Origin of the sequence: uncultured Bradyrhizobium sp. (genome assembly GCF_947648125.1) — a bacterium.
In the GTDB taxonomy this organism is placed as follows: domain Bacteria; phylum Pseudomonadota; class Alphaproteobacteria; order Rhizobiales; family Xanthobacteraceae; genus Bradyrhizobium.
Window position 1 is genome coordinate 1 of sequence record NZ_CANSMR010000022.1, and the last position, 16,405, is coordinate 16,405.

Consider the following 16,405-nt stretch of genomic DNA (forward strand, 5'->3'; position numbering starts at 1 on the left):
GCTCCGAACAGCGGCGCCAGCACCCTCTCCCCTTGTGGGAGAGGGTGGCTTCGCGAAGCGAAGCCGGGTGAGGGGTTGTCTCCGCATCGGGATCGTGGAGAGGGTACCCCTCACCCAAGCGAGTTGCTGTCGACTAGCGGTGTAGCCCTCTCCCACAAGGGGAGAGGGCACATTAACTTCCATCGCGTTGCCCTGAGCGCGTCTCATTCCGCGGCCTCCGCGATCGCGGCGCGGCCGAGATCGACGACCTCGAGCGTGGTGCGGACGCGCTGCGTCGTGCCGTCCTGGAAGCGGATCACGGTGTCGACCGGGATGTCGGCCTTGCCGCGGTAGATCGCATCGATGATGTCGGCGTATTTCTCGTTGATCACGCTGCGGCGGACCTTTCGGGTCCGCGTCAGTTCTCCGTCATCGGCATCGAGCTCCTTGTAGAGCAGCAGGAAGCGTGAGATGCGTTGCGCGGGCGGCAAGGTGCCGTTGACCGTCTCGACCTCTTTCTTCAACAGCGCGTAAACCTCGGGCCGTGAGGACAGGTCGGTATAGGTCGTGAACGAGATCCGGTTCCTCTCCGCCCATTTCGAGATGATCGAGTAGCGGATGCAGATCATCGCGGCGAGCGCGTCGCGGCCGGCGCCGAGCACGACAGCCTCGGCGACATAGGGCGAGAATTTCAGCTTGTTCTCGATATATTGCGGCGAGAAGCGCTCGCCGCGCGATGTCTCGGCGAGGTCCTTGATGCGGTCGATCACCACGAGCTGCCGGTTGTCGTTGTAGTAGCCGGCATCGCCCGAGTGCATCCAGCCGTCCTTGATCTCGGCGACCGATGCTTCGGGGTTCTTGTAATAGCCGTGGAACATGTTCGGGTGCCGCACCACGATCTCGCCGACGCCGTTGACGTCGGCATTGTCGATGCGGATCTCGATGTTGTCGGCCATCGGAATGCCCGTGGTATCGGGATCGACCTTGCCTTCGGGATGCAGCGTGTAGGCGCCGAGTAGCTCGGTCTGGCCGTACAGCGTGCGCAGCGGCACGCCCATCGCCTGGAAGAACTTGAAGGTATCCGGCCCGAGCGCCGCGCCGCCGGTTGCCGCGGAGCGCAGCCGCGTGAAGCCGAGCCGGTCGCGCAGCGCACGGAACAAGACCTTGTCGGCGAACATCGAGTGCTTGCCTTCGGCGAGCGCCGCAAGCCCGGTCTTCATGCCGAGATCGTAGAGCCGCTGCTTGAACGGAGAGGCATCCATCACCCCGGCGCGGACGTCGGCCGCGATCGATTCCCAGACCCGCGGCGCGAACAGCACGAAGGTCGGCGCGATCTCGCGGAAGTCGTTCATCATCGTGTCGGGCTCTTCGACGAAGTTGACCTTCATCCGGGAGAGCAGCGCTTTGCCCAGCGCGTAGATCTGTTCCATGATCCAGGGCAGCGGCAGCACCGAGACATATTCGTCGTCCGGCCCCTTCGGATCGAAGGCGAGATAGGTCGCGCAGTGCCGCAGCACGCGCCCGGCCGAGAGCATCGCAAGCTTCGGATTGGCTGTCGTGCCCGAGGTCGTGCAGAGGATCGCGACGTCCTCGCCCTTCGTGGCGTCGACCAGCCGGTCGTACAGCCCTGGCTCGCGCGCGGCGCGGTCGCGGCCCAGCGCGACGAGCTTGCTCGCCTCCATCAGCCGCGGATCGTCGTATTTGCGCATGCCGCGCGGATCGGAATAGACGATGTGCTTGAGATTGGGCACGCGGTCGGCAAGGCCGAGCAGCTTGTCGACCTGCTCCTCGTCCTCGGCGAAGACCAGCTTGGCCTCGCCATAGGTCAGGAGATAGGAAGCTTCCTCGTCCAGCACGTCGCGGTAGAGGCCGAGGCTCATCGCGCCGATCGCGTGGCTCGCGATCTCGGCCGCGACCCAGTCTGGCCGGTTGTCGCCGATGATGCCGATCACGTCGCCGCGGCCGAGCCCGAGCTCGACCATGCCGAGCGCGAAATCATGGGTGCGGGTCTGGTAGTCGTTCCAGGTGAATTCGCGCCACAGCCCGAAATCCTTCTCGCGCAGCGCGATCTCGCTGCCGTGCTCCCTGGCGTTGAGGCGCAGCATCTTGGGAAAGGTGTCGGCCTGCGCGGCGCGACCGGCATAGTCCATCATGCCGCGCTCTCCCGCACCGCCGGCTTGTCGTCGGGGTCGACCAGCACCTCGTCCTCTTCGCCGAGATAGGCGCGCTTGACGTGGGGATCGGCGAGCACGGCGGCCGGATCGCCCTCGGCGATCTTGCGGCCGAAATCGAGCACCATGACGCGGTGGGAGATGTCCATCACGACGCCCATGTCGTGCTCGATCATCATCACCGTCATGCCGAACTCTTCGTTGAGATCGACGATGTAGCGCGCCATGTCCTCTTTCTCTTCGAAGTTCATGCCGGCCATCGGCTCGTCGAGCAGGATCAGCTGCGGCTCGAGCGCCATCGCACGCGCGAGTTCGACGCGCTTGCGCAGGCCGTAGGGCAGGGTGCCGGCGGTCGCCTTGCGCACCGATTGCAGATCGAGGAAGTCGATGATCTCCTCGACCTTGCGGCGGTGCTCCAGCTCCTCGCGGCGCGCACCGGTCAGCCAGTACAGCGATCCCGTGATGAAGTTGTTCTTCAAGAGGTGATGGCGCCCGACCATGATGTTGTCGAGCACGCTCATATGGTGGAACAGCGCGAGATTCTGGAAGGTTCGTCCGATGCCGAGACGGGGCCGTGCGTTCGGGGTGAGGCCGGTGATGTCCTGGCCGCGATAGAACAGCTGGCCTTCGGTCGGCCGGTAGCGGCCGGAAATGCAGTTGACGATCGAGGTCTTGCCGGCGCCGTTCGGGCCGATGATGGAGAACAGCTCGCCCTCGTTGACGCCGAAGCTGACTTCGGTCAGCGCGCGGACGCCGCCAAAGCGCAATGAGACTCCGCGCACCTCGAGACTGTTGGCCACCCTGTTCCCTCCAGATAGGGGCGCTTTGGCGCGCTCTTTATCTTCGCTTCGATCCTGCTTCGATCTTACATGGGCCACCGGAGGGAGACCATCCGACTAATGAAGCCGGCGTTCGGGAGCGTCGCTCGCTCCGATCGCCTGCGTCATGCGCGGTAACGCCGCACCCCGCCTGCAAGTCCGGTCTCGCGTCGTCCGCGGTCAGCGATCCATCAAGGAGCCGCACGCGTTACGCGAGGTGGCTCTGAATACGAGAAAGCGATAGGTTGAATTGTCATGTGCCCGACAATTGGTCAGGAATTTTCGTTGGCATTCCAGGAAGCGGGTTCCTGGCTTCGCGCACGGCGTTGCTGCGGTGCAATATCGTGTCAGTATCTTGGTCAGTATCTTGGGGTGGGATGCCGTCGCTAGAATGATTGCTGCTGATTACCTGAAGCGCATCGCGGCCTGGTCGCGCGAACTGAGCGAGCAAGAGATCGAAATCGCGCGCGCCGGCATTTCCGAGAAGTCCTACCGCGCCAACGAATTCATCTTCATGCGCGGCGACAATTTCCAGTACTGGACCGGCATCGTCACGGGGCTGGCGCGGATGGGCATCGTCTCCCGCGGCGGCAAGGCCGCGAGCTTCGCAGGCCTCACCGCCGGCGCCTGGTTCGGCGAGGGCACCGTGCTCAAGAACGAGCTGCGACGCTACGACGTGGTCGCGCTGCGCGATACGCGCCTCGCGATGATGGATCGCCGGACCTTCGTCTGGCTGTTCGAGAACAGCGTCGGCTTCAACCGCTTCCTGGTCGGACAGCTCAACGAGCGGCTCGGCCAGTTCATCGCGCTGCTCGAATATGGCCGCACGCTGGACGCGACCGCGCGGCTGGCGCGCTCGATCGCCTCGCTGTTCAATCCAATTCTGTACCCCGAGCTCACCTTGCACCTGGAGATCACCCAGGAGGAGATCGGGGCGCTGTCGGGTATCTCCCGGCAGAACGCCAACCAGTGCCTGAAGCGGCTCGAGCGCGAGGGCCTGCTGCGGCTCGAATATGGCGGGGTGACGATCATCGAGCTCGACCGGCTGCGCCACTACGGGGAGTGACCGGCTCCGTGCCGAACGACGCCACTTTTCGAGGCCCTAAAGTCCTGATTTCAAACGATTATGCCATTAGACTTGGAGGTGGCCGGGTGCTACAGACCGGCCTCGTCGGGATCGCGCGGCATCGCGCTCTCTGGAGATGATATGACGGCTCAGGACTCAAAGCGGCGCGTTGCGCTGATCACCGGCGTCACCGGGCAGGACGGCGCGTACCTCGCCGAATATCTGCTTGGCCTCGGCTATACCGTGCACGGCATCAAGCGCCGCTCGTCCTCGTTCAACACCGCGCGGGTCGACCATCTCTACCAGGATCCACACGCCGGTAACGTGCCGTTCCTGATGCACTATGGCGACATGACCGATTCGACCAATCTGATCCGGCTGGTACAGCAGATCCGGCCGACCGAGATCTACAACCTCGCCGCCCAGAGCCACGTCCAGGTCAGTTTCGAGAGCCCGGAATACACCGCCAACGCCGACGCCATCGGCGTGCTGCGCCTGCTGGAGGCGATCCGCATCCTCGGCATGGAAAAGGAGACCCGGTTCTACCAGGCCTCGACCTCGGAGCTGTACGGGCTCGTGCAGGAGGTGCCGCAGAAGGAGACCACGCCGTTCTATCCGCGTTCGCCCTATGGCGTCGCCAAGCTCTACGGCTACTGGATCACGGTCAACTACCGTGAGGCCTACGGCATGTTCGCCAGCAACGGCATCCTGTTCAACCACGAAAGCCCGATCCGCGGCGAGACCTTCGTGACGCGCAAGATCACCCGCGCCGTTGCCCGCATCGAGGTCGGCCTGGAGAGCAAGCTCTATCTCGGCAACCTCGATGCCAAGCGCGACTGGGGCCACGCCCGCGACTATGTCGAGGGCATGCACAGAATCCTGCAAGCGGACGAGCCCGACGACTTCGTGCTCGCGACCGGCGAGACGCGCTCGGTCCGCGAATTCGTCGAGCTGGCATTCGCCGAGGTCGGCCGCAGCATCGAATGGCGCGGCAAGGGCGTCGAGGAGATCGGCGTCGACAAGGCGACCGGCAACACCCTGGTGCAGATCGACCCGGTCTATTTCCGTCCGACCGAGGTCGATCTTCTGATCGGCGACGCCAGCAAGGCGCGCGCCAAGCTCGGCTGGGCGCCGAAGACGCCGTTCGCACAACTGGTGAAGGAAATGGTCGCCAGCGATCTCGTCGAGGCCAGGCAGGATGCGGCCAATGGCAAGCACGGCGTTTGAACTGAAGGGCAAGACGGTTTTCGTCGCCGGCCATCGCGGCATGGTCGGCTCGGCGCTGATGCGCCGGCTGGCGCGCGAACAGGCCGAGCTGCTGACGGTGTCGCGCGGCGAGGTCGATCTGCGCGATCAGGCCGCGGTCAGCGCCTGGTTTGCCGCGAAGCGGCCCCAGGCCGTTTTCCTCGCCGCCGCCAAGGTCGGCGGCATCGTCGCCAACAACACGCTGCGCGCGGAATTCCTCTACGACAATCTGGCGATCTCGACCAACGTGATCCAGGCGGCCCATGCCAATGGATGCGAGAAGCTGATGTTCTTCGGCTCGTCCTGCATCTATCCGCGCCTGGCGCCGCAGCCGCTGCGCGAGGATTCGATGCTGACAGGCCCGCTGGAGCCGACCAACGAGCCCTATGCCATCGCCAAGATCGCCGGCATCAAGATGGCCGAGGCCTATCGCAGCCAGTATGGCGCTGATTTCATCAGCGTGATGCCGACCAACCTCTACGGTCCCGGCGACAATTATCATCCCGAATACAGCCACGTCGTCGCCGCGCTGATCCGCCGTTTCCACGAGGCCAAGGTCTCCGGTGCAGGCAGTGTCGTGGTGTGGGGCACCGGGACGCCGCGCCGCGAATTCCTCTATGTCGACGATCTCGCCGACGCCTGCATCCATCTGATGAAGACCTATTCCTCGCCGGAGCTGGTCAATATCGGCACCGGTGAAGACATCACCATCGCCGAATTCGCCCGCGTGGTCGCCGCCACCGTCGGCTATCGCGGCGAGATCAGTTTTGACACTTCGCGCCCCGACGGCACGCCGCGCAAGCTGCTCGACGTTAGCCGGCTGGCCAAGCTGGGCTGGCGCGCCGCGACCTCGCTTGAGGATGGCATCAAGCTCGCCTATCAGGCCTATCTGAACGAGACCAAGCAGGCGGCGGAGTAGCGCCGAGCGCTACTTCGCCGTCGCGCGCGGCGGAGCCTTCGACAGCGCCGTTGCCATCGCCGAGATCAGCGGCTTCATGAAGAACGCATCGTTCGCCGGGTAGATGTCGGTGGATAGTCCGTAGGCCTTCAATTCGTCCGACACCACGGGCCCGACGGAGGCGATCGGCGTCTGCTGCAAGCCCTCGCGCAGTTGCGACTCGCATTTGTGCGCCTGCGCCACCTCGATCAGGCGGCGAACCTGCCCGGAGCTTGTCAGCGCGATCGCGTCGATGCGGCCCTGCGCCATCTCGTCGATCGCGGTCACGATGTTGGCGTCGGCGGCTTGCGCGTCATAGACATAGGGCAGCACCGTATCGACTTCGGCCCCCTGCGCCTTGATCGCGCCGATCAGCGTGGCGTGATCCTTGTCCGGATAGAGCTGCAGGCCGAGCCGATGGCCGCTCAGGTCGAGCTTCGACAACATCTCGGCGACGCCTTCCGAGGTCGGCTTCTCGGTCGTCATTTGCGGCTCCAGGGCGATCTCGCGCAGTGCCCGGCCGGGCTTTGGGCCGCGGGCGAATTTGCGCGCCTCGCCGAGGCTCGCGACAAACTCCGCCTCGACCCCGATCCGGCGCACGACCTTCATCAGCCGGCGCAGGCCTTCGCCGGTCATCAGCACGAGGTCGTCGAGCGGCCGCTCGATGGCGCGGCGAATCCAGGCCTCGATCGGCGCCGGATCCGGCGCGTCGTGGATGGTGAACATCGGGCACTGCACTACGTCGGCGCCCTGCTCGGCGAGCAGGCGTGAAAACTGCGCCTCCTCGCGCGTCTCGAGGATCAGGATGCGGTAGCCGTTCAGCCGTTCAGCCATGATGGTCCCTAACAAACATTGTCGTCATTTGTTCGATTTGACCCCCGTGCCGGGATTGGCGCAAGGCCGCCTGCGGTGTAGACGAGGGCCGAAAATGAACGTTCCACGCATCTGCTCAAGCTTTGGTCAATTGGCATGCCCGACCATCAATTCGTTCTGACCCTGTCCTGTCCGGATCGACCGGGGATCGTCTCCGCGGTCTCGACGTTTCTGGCGCATAATGGGCAGAACATCCTGGACGCCCAGCAATTCGACGACATCGAGACCGGCAAGTTCTTCATGCGCGTGGTGTTCACCGCGGCCGATCTCGCGGTCGGGCTGCCGGCGCTGCAGACCGGCTTCGCCGCGATCGCGGAGCGCTTCGGCATGGAATGGCAGATGCGCGATCGCGCCAGCCGCCGTCGGGTGATGCTGCTGGTGTCCAAGTCCGATCACTGCCTGGTCGACATCCTCTATCGCTGGCGCACCGGCGAGCTCGAGATGATCCCGACCGCTATTGTCTCCAACCATCCGCGCGAGAGCTACGGTTCGCTCGATTTCGGCGATATCCCGTTCCATCATCTGCCGGTGAGCAAAGAGACCAAGCGGCAGCAGGAAGACGTGGTCTGGAAGCTCGCCCAGGACACCAATACCGACCTCGTGGTGCTCGCCCGCTACATGCAGATCCTGTCCGACGAGATGTCGGCGCGGCTGTCGGGCCGCTGCATCAACATCCATCATTCCTTCCTGCCTGGCTTCAAGGGCGCCAAGCCCTACCACCAGGCGCATGAGCGCGGCGTCAAGTTGATCGGCGCCACCGCGCATTATGTCACCAGCGATCTCGACGAGGGGCCGATCATCGATCAGGACGTCGAGCGCATCAGCCATCGCGACACGCCCGAGGATCTTGTGCGCAAGGGCCGCGACATCGAGCGGCGCGTGCTGGCGCGGGCGATCCGCTACCATCTCGCCGACCGCGTCATCCTCAACGGGCGCAAGACCGTGGTGTTCGTGGACTGATCCGCAAGTTCACGCGTCCCGCACAACGCGATGCAGACCCTACGGGCCCGATGCTCAATGGGTCGCGTTCTGCGCCGGCGCCGCCGGCTTGGCGTCGTCGCCACGCTCCGCCGCCGGCATCAGGCGCTTGCGTTCCCGCTCCTGCATGAACTTGTCGTATTCGGGGGTGCCCGGCCGCGGCGGCGCGTCTGCCGGCAGACCGCCGGCCCAGGCCGGAATGTAGTCGGCCATGCCGGCCGAGACCTTTTGGTTCACCGTGCCGCATCCCCCGAGCGCGCAGGCCGCGAGCGCGAGGGCGGTCAGGACAGGGATGTGGCGTGCGAGGATCGGCATTGGCGGCAGCATACAGCCCTGGTCTTTATGGATGATGATCTTGGGCGCGACCGTTCGGCTGCAATTGTGCTTGTTTGTTGACATTGGCGCTTGATTTGTACGTTCGTACAAATGAATCGAGCCGCCGGAGCGGGCGAGAGCGGTTCTTATGGGGGCGTTGAGTTTCGGGGAATGATTCTGGTATCCTGATACTTGTTTCTGCGGCTTTGCCAAATCGCGGCGCGCGACACACGTCCATCGTCCGATTGACAGAGGGCGCGGGGAAACGCCTTGTCGCGTTGCGGCTCGGCTGTGACATGCTTGGGTTAAGGTAAGGCAAGGGCCGGGCACTCGGCTCGACGCAGAACAATGGAAGGGGGAGGGACGTCGATGTTTAATCGTCGCAAGATATTGCTGTGGGGCGCCGCTTCGGCCGTGCTTCCGGGTTTGTGCGCCAGCACGCCGGCGCGGGCGGACGACGCCGTCAAGATTGGCTTGATCCTGCCGATGACCGGCGGTCAGGCTTCGACCGGCAAGCAGATCGATAACGCCATCAAGCTCTACATGCAGCAGAAGGGCGACACCGTCGCCGGCAAGAAGATCGAGATCATCCTGAAGGATGACGCCGCGGTGCCCGACAACACCAAGCGGCTCGCGCAGGAACTGATCGTCAACGACAAGGTCAACTTCATCGCCGGCTTCGGCGTGACGCCCGCGGCGCTGGCCGCGGCGCCGCTGGCGACGCAGGCCAAGATCCCGGAAGTCGTGATGGCCGCCGGCACCTCGATCATCACCGAGCGTTCGCCCTATATCGTGCGCACCAGCTTCACGCTGGCGCAGTCCTCCACCATCATCGGCGACTGGGCGGTCAAGAACGGTATCAAGAAGGTCGCAACGCTGACCTCCGACTACGCGCCGGGCAATGACGCGCTGACCTTCTTCAAGCAGCACTTCACCGCCGGCGGCGGCGAGATCGTGGAAGAGGTCAAGGTCCCGCTCGCCAATCCCGACTTCGCGCCATTCCTGCAACGTATGAAGGATGCCAAGCCCGACGCGATGTTCGTGTTCGTGCCGGCCGGGCAGGGCGGCAACTTCATGAAGCAATATGCCGAGCGCGGGCTCGACAAGAGCGGCATCAAGGTGATCGGCCCCGGCGACGTGATGGACGACGACCTGCTCAACAACATGGGCGATGCCGCGCTCGGCGCGGTGACCGCGCATCTCTATTCGGCGGCGCATCCGTCCGCGATGAACAAGGATTTCGTCGCCGCCTACAAGAAGGCGTTCGGCAACCGTCCGGGCTTCATGGCGGTCAGCGGCTATGACGGCATCCACCTGATCTACGAGGCGCTGAAGAAGACCAATGGTGCGACCGATGGCGACAAGCTGATCGAGGCGATGAAGGGCATGAAGTGGGAGAGCCCGCGCGGCCTGATATCGATCGATCCGGAAACCCGCGACATCGTGCAGAACATCTATATCCGCAAGGTCGAGAAGGTCGACGGCGAGCTCTACAATGTCGAGTTCGCGACCTTCGAGGCCGTCAAGGATTCCGGCAAGACCAGGAAGTGACGCGCGAAAGCTCCGCTCGCTGCACGTCATGGCCGGGACGAGCCCGGCCATGACGATCCTGTTGACGTGGTGTCGTTTGCGCCCTCTCGCTTAAGCTGACTTCATGGCCTCAATCCTCACCAATTTGTTCGACGGCGTCGCCTACGGCATGCTGCTGTTCGTGCTGGCCTGCGGGCTTGCGGTGACGCTCGGGCTGATGAACTTCGTCAACCTCGCGCATGGCGCCTTCGCGATGGCCGGCGGCTATATCTGCGCCGTGCTGGTGAACAACTCCGGCTGGCCGTTCTTCGCCGCGCTGCCGCTCGCCTTTGTCGGGAGTGCTGCGATCGGCATTGCGCTGGAGCGCACGCTGTACCGCCATCTCTATAGCCGCAGTCATCTCGACCAGGTGCTGTTCTCGATCGGCTTGGTGTTCATGTCGGTCGCGGCGGTCGACTACATCATGGGATCGTCGCGGGTCTTCATCAAATTGCCGGCGGCGCTGGAGGGGCAGATCGACCTGTTCGGCGTCGGAATCGGGCGGTACCGGCTGATGATCGTCGTGATCTGCGGCCTGCTCACGTTGGCGCTGCAGCTGATCCTGGCGAAGACGCGGTTCGGCAGCCGCCTGCGCGCCGCGGTCGACGATCCGCGCGCCGCGATCGGGCTCGGCATCAACGTGCCGCAGGTGTTCGCCTTCACCTTTGCCTTCGGCTGCGGCCTCGCCGGCCTCGGCGGCGCGCTGAGCGCGGAGATCCTCGGGCTCGATCCGTACTTCCCGCTGAAATTCATGATCTACTTCCTGATCGTGGTGACTGTCGGCGGTTCTTCCTCGATCACCGGGCCGTTCCTGGCATCGCTGCTGCTCGGTATCGCCGACGTCGCCGGCAAATATTACGTGCCCAAGGTCGGCCCCTTCGTGATCTATACTGTCATGATCGTGATCCTGCTCTGGCGCCCGAACGGCCTGTTCGGCCGCACCGCGGCGCGGTGAGGCGGGCATGACCGCGCTGTCCGACGTCTCCACTCACGCGATGGCCAGCGCGCGCTGGCGCATCAGCGAGGTCGCCTTCTGGGTCCTGGCGCTCGCCTGCGCCTTCCTGTTCCCGTCGCGCTATCTGATCATGACCGACATCGTGCGGCTCGGCCTGTTCGCGCTCTCGCTCGACCTGATCCTCGGCTATGCCGGCATCGTCTCGCTCGGCCATGCGGCGTTCTTTGGCGTCGGCGCCTATTCGGCCGGCTTGCTGGCGCTGCACGGCATCATCAACGAGCCTGTCATTGCGCTGGTCGCCGCCGGCCTCGTTGCGGCGGTGCTCGGCTTCCTGACCAGCTTCCTCGTCATCCGCGGCGTCGACCTGACGCGGCTGATGGTGACGCTCGGCATCGCGTTGCTGCTGGAAGCGCTCGCCGAACGCTTCTCTGACGTCACCGGCGGTACCGACGGCCTGCAGGGTATCGAAATGCAGCCGATCCTCGGGCTGTTTGGCTTCGACATGTTCGGCAAGACCGGGCTCTTCTACTCGCTGATCGTGCTGTTCATCCTGTTCCTGCTTGCCCGTCGCGTGGTGCATTCGCCATTCGGCCTCTCGCTGCGCGCGATCAGGAACAATCCGCTGCGTGCGGCCGCGATCGGCATACCGGTCAACCGCCGCCTGATCGCGGTCTATACGCTCGCCGCCTTCTATGCCGGGATCGCCGGCGCGCTGTTTACCCAGACCACGGCGCTGGCCTCGCTCGACGTGTTTTCCTTCGAGCGCTCCGCCGACCTGATGCTGGTACTGGTGATCGGCGGCACCGGTTATCTCTATGGCGGCCTGATCGGCGCGGTCGTGTTCAAGATGCTGCAGGAGCTGTTTCAGAGCATCACCCCGCAATACTGGCTGTTCTGGATCGGCCTCGTGCTGGTCGTGATCGTGATGGTCGGCCGCGCGCGGATCCACCGCTGGGTGTTGTTCGTGCCGAACCTGATCATCCGCCAGTTCGCCGGCCGCAAGGCCACAGCCGCCGTGCCTGAGGGCGACGCGCCATGACGATCGCGCTCGAAACCCGCGGCCTCGAAAAGTCCTTCGGCGGCCTTCGCGTCACCCGCGACCTCTCGCTGAAGGTGATGCAGGGCGCCCGCCACGCACTGATCGGACCGAACGGCGCCGGCAAGACCACGGTCATCAACCAGCTGACCGGCGTGCTGACGCCGAACGGCGGGCGCATCCTGCTCGAAGGCAGCGACATCACTGGCCTCTCCGTGCACAAGCGGGTGCTGCGCGGGCTGTCGCGCACCTTCCAGATCAATCAGCTCTATGCCGATTTGACCCCGCTCGAAACCATCGGGCTTGCGGTCTCCGAACGGATGGGCCGCGGCGGCGACTGGTGGCGGCGGATGGGAACGCGAGGCGATGTCAATGCCGAGATCGCGGAGATCCTGTCGCGCTTCCATCTGCTCGACGTGATGACCGAGCTCACCGCGACATTGCCCTACGGCAAGCAGCGCCTGCTCGAGATCGCGGTCGCGATCGCCGCCAAGCCGCGGGTGCTGCTGCTCGACGAGCCAGCGGCCGGCGTGCCCGAAAGCGAGCGCCACGATATCCTGGCGGCGGTCGCGGCATTGCCGCGCGACGTCACGGTGCTGCTGATCGAGCACGACATGGACCTCGTGTTCTCCTTCGCCGATCGCATCTCGGTGCTGGTCAATGGTGGCTTGCTCACCGAGGGCGCACCCGACGAGGTCGCGCGCGATCCGCAGGTGAGGGCGGTCTATCTCGGCGAGGCGGCCGATGTCTGACCTGCTCTCCATCAATGGTTTGCGCGCCGGATATGGCGAGGCGGTGGTGCTGCCCGACATGTCGCTGGCGCTTGCCGAGGGCCAGGTGCTCGCGCTGCTCGGTCGCAACGGCACCGGCAAGACCACGCTGATCAATTCGATCGTCGGCATCGTCAGGCGCCTCAGTGGCACCGTCGAGCTTGCGGGCGAGGACATCACGGCACTGCGGCCCGACCAGCGCGCCCGCGCCGGGATCGGCTGGGTGCCGCAGGAGCGCAACATCTTCCGCTCGCTGACGGTGGAAGAGAACATGACCGCGGTGGCGCAGCCCGGGCCATGGACGGTCGAGCGGGTGTACCGGATGTTTCCGCGGCTGAAGGAGCGGCGCGGCAATTTCGGCAACCAGCTGTCGGGCGGCGAGCAGCAGATGCTGGCGATCGGCCGCGCGCTGACGTTGAACCCGAAAGTGCTGCTGCTCGACGAGCCGACCGAAGGCCTCGCGCCGATCATCGTTGAGGAATTGTTAAAGGCGATCGGAACCATCACGCGCTCGGGTGGCATCTGCTCGATCATCGTCGAGCAGAATGCACAAAAGATTCTCGGGCTCGCCGACCGCGTTGTGATATTGGAACGCGGGACGATCGTGCACGATGCCGCAAGCAGCGCGCTGAAGGCCGATCCCTCCGTCCTCGAGCGCCATCTCGGCGTCGCCGGGACCAAAAAACACTGACGCCCTCAGGGAGTTGACCATGCAGCGAACCAAGCCACCGTTCCGCGCCGACGAGGTCGGCAGCCTGTTGCGTCCGCCGAAGATCAAGGAGGCGCGCGCCAGGCTGGAGAAGGGCGAGATCTCGGCCGATGAGCTGCGCAAGATCGAGGACATGGAGATCGAGAAGGTCGTGCACAAGCAGGCCTCGGTCGGCCTGAAGCTTGCGACCGACGGCGAGTTCCGCCGCTCTTGGTGGCACTTCGATTTCCTTAGTCACCTGACCGGCTGCGAGCTGTTCCACCCCGACATGGGCATCCAGTTCGCGGGCGTGCAGACCCGGCACGACGCCATCCGGGTGATCGGCAAACTGGATTTTTCCGATCATCACCCGATGCTTGATCACTTCAGGTTCCTGAAGAAGTACGCGGACCAGGCGCATGTCACCCCGAAGATGACGATCCCGTCGCCGGCGGTGCTGCACTTCCGCGGCGGCCGCAAGCTGATCTCGAAGGAGGTCTATCCGGACCTTGAGGAGTTCTACCAGGACCTCGGCAAGACCTATCGCAAGGCGGTGAAGGCATTCTACGACGCCGGTTGCCGCTACCTGCAATTCGACGACACGGTGTGGGCCTATCTGTGCTCGCAGGAGGAATTGCAGAAGTCGCGCGACCGCGGCGACAATCCGGACGGCCTGCAGGAGATCTATGCCCGCGTCATCAATTACGCGATTGCCGATCGTCCGTCCGACATGGTGATCACGACGCATGTCTGCCGCGGCAATTTCCGTTCGACCTGGATTTCCTCCGGTGGCTACGAGCCGGTCGCCGAGGCCATGCTGGCCGGCACCAATTACGACGGCTATTTCCTCGAATATGATTCCGATCGTGCCGGAGGCTTCGAGCCGCTGCGCTTTCTGCCGAAGGGCAACAAGGTCGTGGTGGTCGGCGTCATCACCTCGAAGTTCGGCGAGCTCGAGAAGAAGGACGACATCAAGCGGCGGCTGGAAGAGGCATCGAAGTTCGCCCCGATCGAGCAGCTCGCGGTGTCTCCCCAATGCGGCTTTGCCTCGACCGAGGAGGGCAACATCCTCTCCGAGGAAGAGCAGTGGGCCAAGCTGCGGCTCGCGGTCGAGGTCGCGAACGAGGTGTGGGGGAAGTAGGCTTAGCTGTTTCGTCATTGCGAGCGAAGCGAAGCAATCCACGTCCCCGCGAGGACAGGATGGATTGCTTCGTCGCTTCGCTCCTCGCAATGACGGGTGAGGGGGCCTCTTCACTGCTCCGCCAGATAGACCTCGCCGAGCAGCGAGGAGTTCGACCACGGCACCTGCTTGCCCTTGGTCGCGGCGACGACCTCGGCGCGAACCCGCGTCAGCATCTGCTGCACCTCGAGGCCGGGTGTGCCGACATGGCGCGACAACGCCGCCGAGAACGGGCTGTTGGCGCCTTCGCCGTCGAGTGCGACCTGGCCCGGCGCGGTCGCGAACGCGATCAGCGTGCCGGCGCCGAGCGTCGAGCCCGATCCGAGCGAAGCGGGTGCGGCGAGGCCGGTGCCTGCCTCGATGCCGCGGCTCGGGCCTGCGGATGCTACCTGCGGCGCCATCGGATTGTTGCGGCAGGCATCGAGGATCAGGATGTTAGTGCGGATCTGGTCGTCGAGGCCGGCCATGATGGTGTCCATGTCGACCATCGCGTCGGTCATGCGGGCTCCCGCCTTGAACTCGATATCGACCGGCACGAGGTAGTTGCGGCCGTCGACCTGCACGCCGTGACCGGCGTAATAGACCACGGCGATCTGCGACCGCGCCGCCTCGCGCAGGAAGTCATGGATCGTCCGCTGCATCGTGTCGCGACCGAGATCGAGACCTTCCGAGACGGTGAAGCCGATGTCGCGCAGGCTCCTGGCGATGGCACGGGCATCGTTCGGTGGATTGGGCAGAGCCTTCACATGCGCATAGGCGCCGTTGCCGATCACCAGCGCGACGCGCCGGCCGGTTGCTGCGGCCTGCACACGTGCCGCAGGTGCGGCCGATGCCGCCGCAGGCGCCGGCGGTGCGGGCGCAGGGCTGCTCTCGGCGGCAGGCGCCGCCGCGGTCTTGCGCGGCGCTGCGTCGGCTTCCCTCAGCAGCGCGAGCCGCACTTTTGCGGTGGCCTGGTTGGCCTTGCTGCCGGCATCGGAGGCAACGCCCTCGAGTACCGAGGCGAAATCTTCCTTGGCGTGCGCCGCATCGCCCTTCGCCTCATAGGCGAGGCCGCGCTGGGTGTAGGCCGAGATCAAGACGCTGCCGGGCGGCGTCATGATGTTGGCGGGCGCCTTCGCCTTCGCCAGCCGGATCGCTTCCGTCGTATCCGCAATCGCGCGCGCGATGTCGCCCTTGGCGCGCCAGATCACGGCGCGGCTGATCAGCGGCTGCGGCAGCGACGGATCGATCCTGACGGCCTCGTTGATGTCGGTGAGCGCGCCGTCGAGATCGCCGAGCGCCTGCTTCGAGGCGCCGCGGTTCTGATAGGAGAAGGCCGACTTCGGACCGGCCTTGATCGCGGCGTCATAGTCGGCGATCGCCTTGGCGTAGTCGCCCTTGCCACGATAGGCATTGCCGCGGTTGTGATAGATGATGCCGCTCGGCGGCCCCATGCGCAGCGCGTCGTTGAAGTCGGCAATCGCGATGTCGTACTCGCCCTTGTCGTAATAGGCCGAGCCGCGCAGGTTGTAGACGGCAGTGCTGGGCTTGAGACGCAGCGCCTCGGTGGCGTCAGCGATCACCTGCGCGTAGTTGCCTTTCTTGTTCCAGCCCACCGCGCGCCAGAAATAGATCGTCGCGAGCTTCTCGCCGGAAAACACCTTCAACGCGATGATCTTGGTGCAGGCGTCGATCATCTGGTCGGCCGGTGTGGTGTCGGTCGTGCAGAGTGGGCCGAGCTGGGCGCGCGCCTGGGCGAAGCAGGGCGCCGACCACAGCATGGTCGCGAGCAGGCAGGGGATCAGGAGCAGGCGGTGCATCGGTCATCCAGCGGTAAGGCCGTCAC

At 64.9% G+C, this 16,405-nt stretch carries 15 protein-coding genes; 10 read left to right on the top strand and 5 right to left on the bottom strand.

Features of this window, described 5'->3' with window-relative positions; translation table 11 throughout:
- Positions 1-203: 203 nt before the first annotated feature.
- Together Q0030_RS29745 and Q0030_RS29750 are read right to left on the bottom strand one after the other, a co-directional pair.
- Positions 204-2,132 carry a long-chain fatty acid--CoA ligase gene (locus tag Q0030_RS29745; RefSeq protein ID WP_298375327.1) on the bottom strand — a complete coding sequence of 643 codons (1,929 nt, stop codon included), beginning with the start codon at positions 2,130-2,132 and terminating at the stop codon, positions 204-206.
- Positions 2,129-2,950, bottom strand: coding sequence for an ABC transporter ATP-binding protein (locus tag Q0030_RS29750; RefSeq protein ID WP_106328397.1), 822 nt, complete (start codon positions 2,948-2,950; stop codon positions 2,129-2,131). The genes Q0030_RS29745 and Q0030_RS29750 overlap by 4 nt, the downstream gene beginning before the upstream one ends.
- Before the next feature lie 409 nt (positions 2,951-3,359).
- On the opposite strand from Q0030_RS29750, the gene Q0030_RS29755 reads away from it, so the two are divergent.
- The 3 genes from Q0030_RS29755 to Q0030_RS29765 all read left to right on the top strand — a co-directional run bounded on the left by Q0030_RS29755 (position 3,360) and on the right by Q0030_RS29765 (position 6,198).
- Entirely contained in the window at positions 3,360-4,034 is a 675-nt protein-coding gene (locus tag Q0030_RS29755; protein ID WP_092115508.1) for a Crp/Fnr family transcriptional regulator, read from the top strand.
- A 141-nt stretch (positions 4,035-4,175) separates the two neighbouring features.
- Entirely contained in the window at positions 4,176-5,261 is a 1,086-nt protein-coding gene (gene gmd / locus Q0030_RS29760) for a GDP-mannose 4,6-dehydratase (RefSeq protein ID WP_298375335.1), read from the top strand.
- Positions 5,242-6,198, top strand: coding sequence for a GDP-L-fucose synthase (locus tag Q0030_RS29765; protein ID WP_298375337.1), 957 nt, complete (start codon positions 5,242-5,244; stop codon positions 6,196-6,198). The genes gmd and Q0030_RS29765 overlap by 20 nt, the downstream gene beginning before the upstream one ends.
- A gap of 9 nt (positions 6,199-6,207) precedes the next feature.
- Here the strand turns inward: Q0030_RS29765 and Q0030_RS29770 are convergent, their stop codons facing one another.
- Positions 6,208-7,050, bottom strand: a complete 843-nt coding sequence (locus Q0030_RS29770; protein WP_298375340.1) for a uroporphyrinogen-III synthase — start codon at positions 7,048-7,050, stop codon at positions 6,208-6,210.
- Between the two features lie 135 nt (positions 7,051-7,185).
- Between Q0030_RS29770 and purU the strand changes: the two genes are divergently transcribed.
- Positions 7,186-8,049, top strand: a complete 864-nt coding sequence (purU, locus tag Q0030_RS29775; protein ID WP_298375343.1) for a formyltetrahydrofolate deformylase — start codon at positions 7,186-7,188, stop codon at positions 8,047-8,049.
- Positions 8,050-8,103: 54 nt separating this feature from the next.
- On the opposite strand, the gene Q0030_RS29780 is transcribed toward purU, so the two are convergent.
- Positions 8,104-8,382 carry a hypothetical protein gene (locus tag Q0030_RS29780; RefSeq protein ID WP_298375590.1) on the bottom strand — a complete coding sequence of 93 codons (279 nt, stop codon included), beginning with the start codon at positions 8,380-8,382 and terminating at the stop codon, positions 8,104-8,106.
- Positions 8,383-8,751: 369 nt separating this feature from the next.
- On the opposite strand from Q0030_RS29780, the gene Q0030_RS29785 reads away from it, so the two are divergent.
- The 6 genes from Q0030_RS29785 (at position 8,752) to Q0030_RS29810 (ending at position 14,541) form a co-directional block, all read left to right on the top strand.
- A complete protein-coding gene (locus tag Q0030_RS29785; RefSeq protein ID WP_298375346.1) occupies positions 8,752-9,933 on the top strand; it encodes an ABC transporter substrate-binding protein in 1,182 nt (393 codons plus the stop codon).
- Positions 9,934-10,036: 103 nt separating this feature from the next.
- Positions 10,037-10,906: a branched-chain amino acid ABC transporter permease gene (locus Q0030_RS29790; RefSeq protein WP_298375349.1), complete on the top strand. Its 870-nt coding sequence runs from the start codon at positions 10,037-10,039 to the stop codon at positions 10,904-10,906.
- 7 nt (positions 10,907-10,913) lie between these two features.
- Positions 10,914-11,945 carry a branched-chain amino acid ABC transporter permease gene (locus Q0030_RS29795; protein ID WP_298375352.1) on the top strand — a complete coding sequence of 344 codons (1,032 nt, stop codon included), beginning with the start codon at positions 10,914-10,916 and terminating at the stop codon, positions 11,943-11,945.
- Positions 11,942-12,694, top strand: a complete 753-nt coding sequence (locus Q0030_RS29800; protein WP_298375354.1) for an ABC transporter ATP-binding protein — start codon at positions 11,942-11,944, stop codon at positions 12,692-12,694. Before Q0030_RS29795 ends, Q0030_RS29800 begins: the two co-directional genes overlap by 4 nt.
- Positions 12,687-13,403, top strand: coding sequence for an ABC transporter ATP-binding protein (locus Q0030_RS29805; RefSeq protein WP_298375357.1), 717 nt, complete (start codon positions 12,687-12,689; stop codon positions 13,401-13,403). Before Q0030_RS29800 ends, Q0030_RS29805 begins: the two co-directional genes overlap by 8 nt.
- 19 nt (positions 13,404-13,422) lie before the next feature.
- Complete coding sequence (locus Q0030_RS29810; RefSeq protein ID WP_298375360.1) at positions 13,423-14,541, top strand: cobalamin-independent methionine synthase II family protein; 1,119 nt, start codon at positions 13,423-13,425, stop codon at positions 14,539-14,541.
- A 110-nt stretch (positions 14,542-14,651) separates the two neighbouring features.
- Here Q0030_RS29810 and Q0030_RS29815 read toward each other — a convergent pair whose 3' ends face one another.
- Positions 14,652-16,379 carry a caspase family protein gene (locus tag Q0030_RS29815; RefSeq protein WP_298375363.1) on the bottom strand — a complete coding sequence of 576 codons (1,728 nt, stop codon included), beginning with the start codon at positions 16,377-16,379 and terminating at the stop codon, positions 14,652-14,654.
- Positions 16,380-16,405 lie beyond the last annotated feature (26 nt).